Source organism: Streptomyces sp. NPDC048352 (assembly GCF_040651895.1).
In the GTDB taxonomy this organism is placed as follows: Bacteria; Actinomycetota; Actinomycetes; order Streptomycetales; family Streptomycetaceae; genus Streptomyces.
In genome coordinates, this window is sequence record NZ_JBEZKZ010000049.1 from 45,566 (window position 1) to 54,303 (window position 8,738).

6 protein-coding genes are annotated in these 8,738 nt (G+C 70.7%); 5 read left to right on the forward strand and 1 reads right to left on the reverse strand.

The features are described from left to right. The first annotated feature begins 5 nt into the window (after positions 1 to 5). Together AB0D45_RS23550 and AB0D45_RS23555 are read left to right on the forward strand one after the other, a co-directional pair. Positions 6 to 263, forward strand: coding sequence for a hypothetical protein (locus AB0D45_RS23550; protein WP_362462192.1), 258 nt, complete (start codon positions 6 to 8; stop codon positions 261 to 263). A 150-nt stretch (positions 264 to 413) separates the two neighbouring features. Beyond that, positions 414 to 1,290 (forward strand): IS5 family transposase gene (locus tag AB0D45_RS23555; RefSeq protein ID WP_362462194.1). Its coding sequence is split into 2 segments (ribosomal slippage): positions 414 to 776 and positions 778 to 1,290, totalling 876 coding nucleotides; the frame shifts between segments, so codons are not numbered across the junction. Here AB0D45_RS23555 and AB0D45_RS23560 read toward each other — a convergent pair. Then, the gene (locus tag AB0D45_RS23560) at positions 1,271 to 2,005 is read right to left on the reverse strand and encodes a hypothetical protein (protein ID WP_362462196.1); all 735 of its coding nucleotides are present in this window, start codon (positions 2,003 to 2,005) and stop codon (positions 1,271 to 1,273) included. The two genes, AB0D45_RS23555 and AB0D45_RS23560, sit on opposite strands and share 20 nt — an antisense overlap. A 331-nt stretch (positions 2,006 to 2,336) precedes the next feature. On the opposite strand from AB0D45_RS23560, the gene AB0D45_RS23565 reads away from it, so the two are divergent. The 3 genes from AB0D45_RS23565 to AB0D45_RS23575 all read left to right on the forward strand — a co-directional run bounded on the left by AB0D45_RS23565 (position 2,337) and on the right by AB0D45_RS23575 (position 8,705). After that, on the forward strand, positions 2,337 to 2,693 hold the full coding sequence (locus AB0D45_RS23565; RefSeq protein WP_362462199.1) for a hypothetical protein: 357 nt from the start codon (positions 2,337 to 2,339) through the stop codon (positions 2,691 to 2,693). Positions 2,694 to 3,165: 472 nt separating this feature from the next. Then, on the forward strand, positions 3,166 to 5,238 hold the full coding sequence (locus AB0D45_RS23570) for an AAA family ATPase (protein ID WP_362462208.1): 2,073 nt from the start codon (positions 3,166 to 3,168) through the stop codon (positions 5,236 to 5,238). A 239-nt stretch (positions 5,239 to 5,477) separates the two neighbouring features. After that, on the forward strand, positions 5,478 to 8,705 hold the full coding sequence (locus AB0D45_RS23575; protein WP_362462202.1) for a TIM-barrel domain-containing protein: 3,228 nt from the start codon (positions 5,478 to 5,480) through the stop codon (positions 8,703 to 8,705). The last annotated feature ends 33 nt before the right edge of the window (positions 8,706 to 8,738 follow it).

The following is an 8,738-nucleotide window of genomic DNA, read 5'->3' on the forward strand; positions in this document are numbered from 1 at the left end:
GGAGCGTGGACGAGGACATCGTCTGGGCGGTGAACGCCTGGCCATGCGACTCGGGCGTGTACGAGCTGCGGGAAGACGGTGACCGCGTCGTTTTTCGTGGGCAGCTGAGCCTCTTCGAAGACCGAGGGGCTGCCCTGGACGTGGGCGGCACACAGATCCTGTTCGACGTTGCGGACCGGGCACTGCCGGAAGGTGCCGATGGATCGTGGGTTGAAGTTCGCGCGACACGGGACCATGTCACCGTCTGGCCCTACGAGGTCTGAGTGCGGAAAGGCCGGGTGTCGCGCCAGTTCGGGGTGGATCCACGGGTGAGTCGGCGGCTCATGGGGTCGATCATCGCGAAGCGGATCACGGCTTCGGTGCGGTGCGGGTGGGCTTAGGCCGGTTCCTTCCGATCATCGGATCGTCGGTCTGTGGTGTCGTTGACTGATGTCCAGTGGGCACGCATCGAGCCGTTGCTGCCGGAGCGGACACCCCGGCGGGGCGGGCGGTGGCGTGATCACCGGCAGGTGATCGACGCGATCGCGTTCAAGTACCGGACCGGGACGCCGTGGATGGACCTTCCCGAACGGTTCGGGTCGTGGAAGGGCGCCCACAACCGGCTGCGGACGTGGGCGGCCGACGGAACCTGGGAAAAGGTCTTCATCACCCTGCTGGCCCAGGCCGACGCCGATGGCGACCTTGACTGGGTCGTCGCAGTCGACTCCACCATCGGCCGAGCCCACCAGCACGCCGCCGGGGCCCGCCAAAAGGGGCCCGGAAGGCGGGCCCGCCGACCATGCCCTCGGACGCTCCCGTGGCGGACTGACCACAAAGATCCACCTGGCTGCCGACAACCGCTGCCGGCCCCTGGCCTTCGTGATCACGCCCGGCCAGGCCGGTGACGCACCCGCGTTCCCGCAGATCATGGCCCGAATCCAGGTTCCGCGGCCGGTCGGCAGGCCTCGGGCAAGACCGGACGTGGTTCTGGCCGACAAGGCGTACTCGTCCCGCGCGATCCGTTCTCACCTACGTCGGCGCGGGATCCGGGCGGTGATTCCGCAGCCCGCCGACCAGGCCGCCAACCGCAAACGCCTCGGCAGACGTGGCGGCAGGCCGCCGGCCTTCGACCGCGAGGCCTACAGGCAAAGGAATACCGTCGAGCGTTGCATCAACAGGCTCAAGCAATGGCGCGGCCTGGTCACTCGATATGACAAGACCGCCACCATCTACCTTGCCGGACTCCACCTGCCATCCACATCTGGTCAGCGAGGTGATCCGAAGACGCGGCCTAGCTGCAGTCCCACATGAACCGGCCTTCGAGGTGGTCGGAGCTGAGGAAGAGGAAGCCGGTTCCGTAGCCGAAGTTGAGGAAGAACGGGTCCTCCTTCGCCTCACCTCGATCCTCGAACTGGCAGAGGAACCGCCAAGAGGCATCGATGCCGAAGGCCTCGTTGTTGGGGTAGATGGCCTCGCCCCCCAAGAAGTCCTTGGGCCACTCCTCCTCGGGGTATTCGACGTCTGGGCCCTCGCCTCGCAGCCACCGGGAGCAGGCGGCGGCCTGGTTGGCTGCCTTGTCGAGTTCGGGCGGCATCGGAGCCAGGTCTGTGAGCCATTCGACGGGAACCTCCGTGTAGTCCGGACTCCACCGCCACAGGGTCCGCCCCTGTGTGCCGGGGGAGCCGATCGACGCGAAGGGCGGTATCCGCCCACCCGGCTGGACCAGAACGACGGCCTCGCCGTTCTCCGGGGTGTCTCCGCCCATGACCACACCCTCCTCATGCAGGAACAGGTACGCGAGGCGCACCTCGTCTCCCGGCACTCGGAACTGGCCGATGAACACCAGGGGCTCGCCTGTACGGGGATGCTCTGGCCAGGCCGGTTCGTCCAGCCAGACCGGCTGTCCGCCGAACTTCGACACCGGGTCCGTGACCGGCCCGGGTGCAGCCCGGAAGGACATGCGCAGCCGCGGCAGGAAGGCTGCATCGTAGGGGCCCTCGGCCTGGCTCGTCGGCTCGGAGATCATGCTGCCGACGCTACGGCACCCCATCGACAGGAACCCAGCTTGGGCCGTCCTCTTGCATCCTGCCTGACCTGCAAGATCCGGAAGAGACGGCCTAGCAGCCGCGGGCCCAGCCGGCGGTGTTTCATGAGCCAGCCGAAGTCCGCTCGAGAGGACTGCGTGCATGATCCGGCCAAGGTCGCGCTCGGGTGAACGGCCGATGTTCAGGCCTTCCTTCGTCGCTCGGCCCGCTAGCCTCCAGACACCTTTCCCACAGCAAAACGCTCCTTTGAATCGCGTTTTGTTTGGCTCACCGACTCGGCGGGATGTCAGTGGGGTGTGGGAGCCTCCGGGCATGAGTTACGACCTGGCTGTCTGGGAAGGTGAGAGACCGGCGGATGACAAGTCCGCCGGCCGGATCTCCAACGACCTGTACGACCGCTACATCGACGGCGAGGTGGATGAGTCTCCGTCCGAAGGGATCGCGGCCTACGTCGCCGCGCTGCTGGAGCGGTGGTGCGACATTACGGAAGACGAGGAGGACATGTCGCCATGGTCGACCGGCCCGCTGATCGGCGAGGCCAGTGGGCCGCTGATCTACTTCCCGATGCGGTGGAGCATGGCAGAGGAGGCGTCGGCCTACGCGGCAGCCGTTGCTGAGTCCATGGGGCTGGTCTGCTTCGACGTGCAGCGGGACCGGCTCAGGCCGTGAGCAGGGACGCCAATCGGCGGTAGCCGACCAGTGTTGCGGCTATGCCGACGAAGGCGAGGAAGTGTCGGTTCCTGAAATCGGCAACCCGCTGCACGTTGACCACCAGCCCGAGGCTCCATGAGCCCGGGATGCGGCCCACCTTCCTATCCTGCCGACCGCCGGGAAAGCGCGAGGTGGGGAACCTCTGGGTCTCTGCCGTCACACCGGCGAGTGCCGCCGATACCTCGTCCCCCATTTCCCCCGAGAGTGGCGGAACATCGCCGATATCCCGCGTGGGCTCGTCATTAAGGCATGCGGGTGGCCAGAGCGCACATCCTTGATATGCAGAACGGTGGAATGCGGGTATGCCAGGCCGCCGGCCGTCGTGGATTCGGTCCCAGGGCCATGGCTGGTCAGGTAAGTCAAGACTTACCTTCAGATGGCTTTGATCGTATGGTGTGGCTCGAATCGAAGGAGCCCCCTGTTGTCGAAAATGAATGATCCCGCTGTGCGTGCCGTGGCATTGGAGCGGGATTATGTGTCCTCCTTATACGAGTTGCTCACCGAGAGGCTTTCCGAGGCGCGAGCCCGTCGGGAAAGTGTGCTGAAGGCTCCGGCGGAAAGCGCCGGCGAGGTATACGAGAGGGACATCGCCGCCGAGCGTCTGGCGAAGGAAATCGGCCGGCTGGAGGGCGCCGAAAAGGGGCTGGTCTTCGGGCGCATCGACCGGACGGACGGCACGGCCCTGCGCATCGGGCGGATCGGACTGCACACGGAGGACGACGACCTGCCGCTGCTCGTGGACTGGCGCGCGAACGCGGCGCGGCCCTTCTACGAGGCGACACCCGTCCACCCCATGAACCTGCGGCGGCGCCGGCACCTGCGCCTCGAGGAGCGCACGGTCGTCTCGGTGAGCGACGAACTGCTGGACGGGACCGCCCCCACCGACGAAGACGTCGTCGGGGACGGCCCGTTGACCGAGGCCCTGTCGGCGCGGCGTACGGGCACGATGCACGCGGCCGTCGCGACGTTGCAGGCCGAGCAGGACGAGATCGTCCGCTCCCCCCACCGCGGGGTGACCGTCGTGCAGGGCGGGCCCGGCACCGGCAAGACGGTGGTCGCCCTGCACCGGGCGGCCTATGTCCTGTACGCGTTCCCGCGCGCCGCGGAGGAGGGTGTCCTGGTGGTCGGCCCGAACGCCCGGTTCCTCGACTACATCTCCCAGGTCCTTCCCTCGCTCGGAGAGAACGACGTCGTTCTGGCGACCTGCCGGGAACTGGCCGGAGTGCCCACGGACACGGCGGACCCGTTCGACACGGCGCGCCTCAAGGGCGGTTGCGACCTCGCCGACGCCTTGGCCGGTCTGCTGCGCGCCCGCCAAGCCCCCGCCGGCGACTTCACCGTGCGGGTCGGACAGGAACGGGTCCACCTGTCCGGCGAGGAGGTCGCCGCGGCACGCGACGCCGCCGTGGCGGCCGCGCCCGGGCACAACCCCGCGCGCCAGGTGTTCAGGGAGCTCTTGGTCGACGCCGTCACCGACGCGCTGCAACGGGACATGGGCGACCTCCTGGAGCAGATCGACGCCGATGCCGAAGCGATGACGGGCATCGACCTCGACCGGTTCACCGGAGTCGCCCAGCGCCGTGCCGAGGGTGCGGCCGACCCGGGTCCGGTCCACGAGCTGGACCTGGACGCCATCCGAGCCGACCTCCTCGACGACGACGGCGTCGACCGGACGGTCGAGGCGTTGTGGCCGCGGCTGGTACCCGGTGACCTCGTGAAGGCGCTCCTGACGGACGCCGGCGCGCTCGCCGAGCGCCTTCCCCGCCTGACCGCGCAGGAGCGGTCCCTCCTGTTGCGCGGTCCGGACGCCCCGTGGACCGATGCCGACGTGCCGTTGCTGGACGAGGCGGCAAACCTGGTCGACGGGCCCCCGGAGCGGACGTACGGGCACGTCGTCGTCGACGAGGCGCAGGAACTGACCGCCATGCAGTGGCGGATGATCCTCCGCCGCTGCCCCGCAAGGGCGATGACGCTGGTGGGCGACTTCGCCCAGGCGGGCCCCGTCGCGACGGCACGCGACTGGAAGGAGGCGCTGAGCCCGCACGTCGGACCGCGGTTCAGACTGCACGACCTGACCGTCAGCTACCGCACCACGCAGGAGATCCTGGAGAGCGTCCGGGAGCTGCTCGCGCGGATCGCTCCCGACCAGAAGCCCACCCGGTCGCTGCGGAGCAGGGAGAGCCCCCGCACCCTGACCACACCTGCGGACGGGTTGGTCGCCGCCGTCGTGCGGGAACTCCGCGCCCAGAGCACCGCACACCCGGGCGAACTCCTGGGCGTGGTCTGCGCGGACACCAGGGTGAGCGAGCTGAGGGCCCGGGGCATCGCTCGGCACGCCCGCATCGTGCCGGCGTCCGAAGCGCGCGGCCTGGAATTCGACGGGGTCGTCGTCGTGAACCCCGAGGAAATCATCGCGGCCCGCCCCGGCGGGGAAAGGGACTTGTACGTAGCCCTGACCCGGGCCACCAAGCGCCTCTGCACCATCGCCGTCCAGCCCGCCTGACGGCTAGGCGCCCGCGTCGTTGCCGCGGGCGCACCCGCCGCCGTACGGGCACCGGCCCGCGCGCACAGGGCCGCTCGCCACCCCCCGCTCATGGCGCGCCCCGTAGTCGCGTGCGCAAAAGTGCTCGGTACCGGACTACTTCAAGCAGGTTCCTTCAAATGACCGGCTTCCGTCCGCTATCTTGCCCGGTGCATGCCAAGGCGGTGTGTCCGCGATCCGGACCGCACGAGGAGCTGCCCATGAGCGCGATGAGACTGTCCCCGAGGCGCCACCGGCACGACCCCCCACCCGAGCACCGCCGCCGCGGCCGCCCCGGCCGCCACCGGACCCGCCTCGCGGCCCTGCTCGCCGCCGCGCTCGCGGCCGCCGGCCTCGCCGCGGCGGGCCCCGCCACCGCCCGCGCCGCCGGCCTCGCCGCGGCGGGCCCCGCCACCGCCCGCGCCGCCGCCGGACCGGCAGCCGCCGGACCGCCCGCCACCGCCCGCACCGCCGCGGCCGGGCCCGCCGCCGGACCGGCCGCCACCGCCGGGAGCGTCACCGGTCTGTCCCAGTCGGGCGGCACCTTCACCGTCAGCACCTCCAGCGGCGCCAAGGCCCGCGTCGTCGTCGCCCGCGCCGACATCTTCCGCCTCTGGCTCTCTCCCGACGGGTCCTTCACCGACGACCCCGCCGGCTCCGCCCTCGCCGCCACCACCGACTTCGGCCCGGTCAACGCCGGCTACACCGACGCCGGCGGCTACTTCCGCATCACCACCGGGGCCCTCTCCATCCGGGTCAACAAGTCGCCCCTGCAGTTCTCCGTCTACCGCGCCGACGACACCACCCCCGTCTGGCAGGAGGCGCAGCCCACCAGCTGGGGCGGCGGCAAGACCACCCAGTACCTGGCGCGCGGCGCCGACGAGCAGTTCTACGGCACCGGCCTGCGCCTCGGCGAATGGGCGCTGCGCGGCAAGACCGTCCCGGTGGCCGTCGACAACAAGTGGCGCGAGAACGACAACGCCAGCCCCGCCCCCTTCTACATGTCCACCAACGACTACGGCGTCATGCGCAACACCTGGGCCCCGGGCTCCTACGCCTTCACCGCCCCCACCGCCCTCACCCACGACGAGACCCGCTTCGACGCCTGGTACTTCACGGGCGACTCCCTCAAGTCCGTCCTCGACGCCTACACGGACGTCAGCGGCAAACCCTTCATGGCGCCGATGTGGGGCTTCGAACTCGGCAACGCCGACTGCTTCAACGCCTCCAACCCCGCCTACCAGGGCGACCACGACCGCCCGCGCCACCAGACCACCCCCGACGTGGCCGGCTACGCCGCCGACGCCCGCGCCACCGACATGCCCTCGGGCTGGTTCCTGCCCAACGACGGCTACGGCTGCGGCTACACCGCACCCCTGAAGTCGACGGTCGACGCCCTCAAGGCCAAGGGCTTCCAGACGGGCCTGTGGACCTCCACCGGCCTCACCGACATCGCCGCCGAAGTGGGCACCGCCGGGACCCGCGCGGTGAAGACCGACGTGGCCTGGATCGGCAGGGGCTACAAGTACGCCTTCAACGGGGTCCAGCAGGCCGTCGACGGCATCGAGAAGAACTCCGACGCCCGCCGCTTCGTGTGGACCGTCGACGGCTGGGCCGGCACCCAGCGCAACGCCGTCGTCTGGACCGGTGACACCTACGGCACCTGGGACGACATGCGCTGGCACGTCCCCGCCATCGCCGGCGCAGGCCTCTCGGGCCTCAACTACGCCTCCGGGGACGTCGACGGCATCTTCGGCGGCAGCCCGAAGACGTACGCCCGCGACCTCCAGTGGAAGGCCTTCACCCCCGCCTTCATGACGATGTCCGGCTGGGGCGCCGTCAACCCGTCGGCCGGCTACCAGGACAAGCAGCCCTGGCGCTTCGCCGAGCCCTACCTCTCCGTCAACCGCAAGTACCTCCAGCTCAAGATGCGGCTGATGCCCTACCTGTACACGATGAGCCGCACCGCCCACGAGAGCGGCGTCCCCAGCACCCGTGCGATGGTCCTGGAATACCCCGACGACCCGGTGGCCCGCGGCAACCTCACCAGCGGCCAGTTCATGGCCGGGGACTCCTTCCTCGTCGCGCCGGTTGTCTCCGACACCTCCGTCCGCGACGGCATCTACCTGCCCGCCGGTACCTGGACGGACTACTGGACCGGCAAGACGTACGCCGGCCCGGGCTGGCTGAACGGCTACCGGGCGCCCCTCGACACCCTGCCGCTCTTCGTCAAGGGCGGGGCGATCGTGCCGATGTGGCCGCAGATGAACCACTCCGGTGAGAAGCCGCTCTCCACCCTCACGTACGACATCCACCCGCGCGGCACCTCCGCCTTCAGCCTGTACGAGGACGACGGCCGCACCCGCGCGTACCAGACCGGGGCCTACGCCCGCCAGCGCGTCGACGTCACCGCCCCGGCCGCCGGCTCCGGTACGGTCACCGTCTCCGTCGGCGCCCCCACCGGCGGCTACGCCGGCCAACCCGCCTCACGCGCGTACGAGTTCACCCTCCACGTGGCGTCCGCTCCCACCACCCTCACGGTGGACGGCGCCGCGCTGCCCCGCCTGGCCGACAAGAGCGCGTACGACTCCGCCGCCACCGGATGGTTCCACGACCCGGCCGACCGCGCCGGCGTCCTGTGGGTCAAGACCGGTACCAAGACGGGCGCGTTCCGCGTCACCGCCGCCGGCACCTCCGTCCCGGCGGCCGACCCCGTCCCCGTCACCTCCCCGCCCGTCCCGCAGGCGGCCTGGACCCTGGTCTCCGCCGACAGCGAGGAGACCGCCGCCGAGAACGGCGCGGCACGCAACGCCTTCGACGGCGACCCCGCCACGCTGTGGCACACCGCCTGGTCCTCCGGCAAGCCGGCGGCCCTCCCGCACGAGATCCGCATCGACCTCGGCGCCCGTTACACCGTCGACGGCCTCGGCTACCTGCCCCGCCAGGACGGCGGGGTCAACGGCCGGATCGGCGACTACGAGGTCTACGTCTCCGACACCACCAGCGACTGGGGCACCCCGGCCGCCACCGGCACCTTCGCCGACACCCCGGCGGCCAAGAGCGTCGCCCTCGCCCCCAGGACCGGCCGCTACCTGAGACTGCGGGCCCTGACCGAAGCCGGCGGCCGCGGCCCCTGGACCAGCGCCGCCGAACTCACCCTCACCGGCCGCCCGACGCCGCTCCCCGCCGACGCCACCCTCGTCAACGCGGCCTCCGCGCGCTGCCTGGACCTCCCGCACAGCGCCACCGCCCCGGGCACGGCCCCCACCCTCTACTCCTGCCACGGCGGCCCCAACCAGCGCTGGACCCTGCGCGGCGACGGCCGCCTCACCGGCCTGAACGGGGTCTGCCTCGATGCCGGCGACCCGGCGAAGGTCACCGTCCAGGCGGCTGACCGTCGAGGGGCTGGAGTTCTACTACCGCGACTTCTACGACGGGCGCGGCGGTGAGGGCGCCGGCACGGTCTTCGGGCGGCTCGGCGG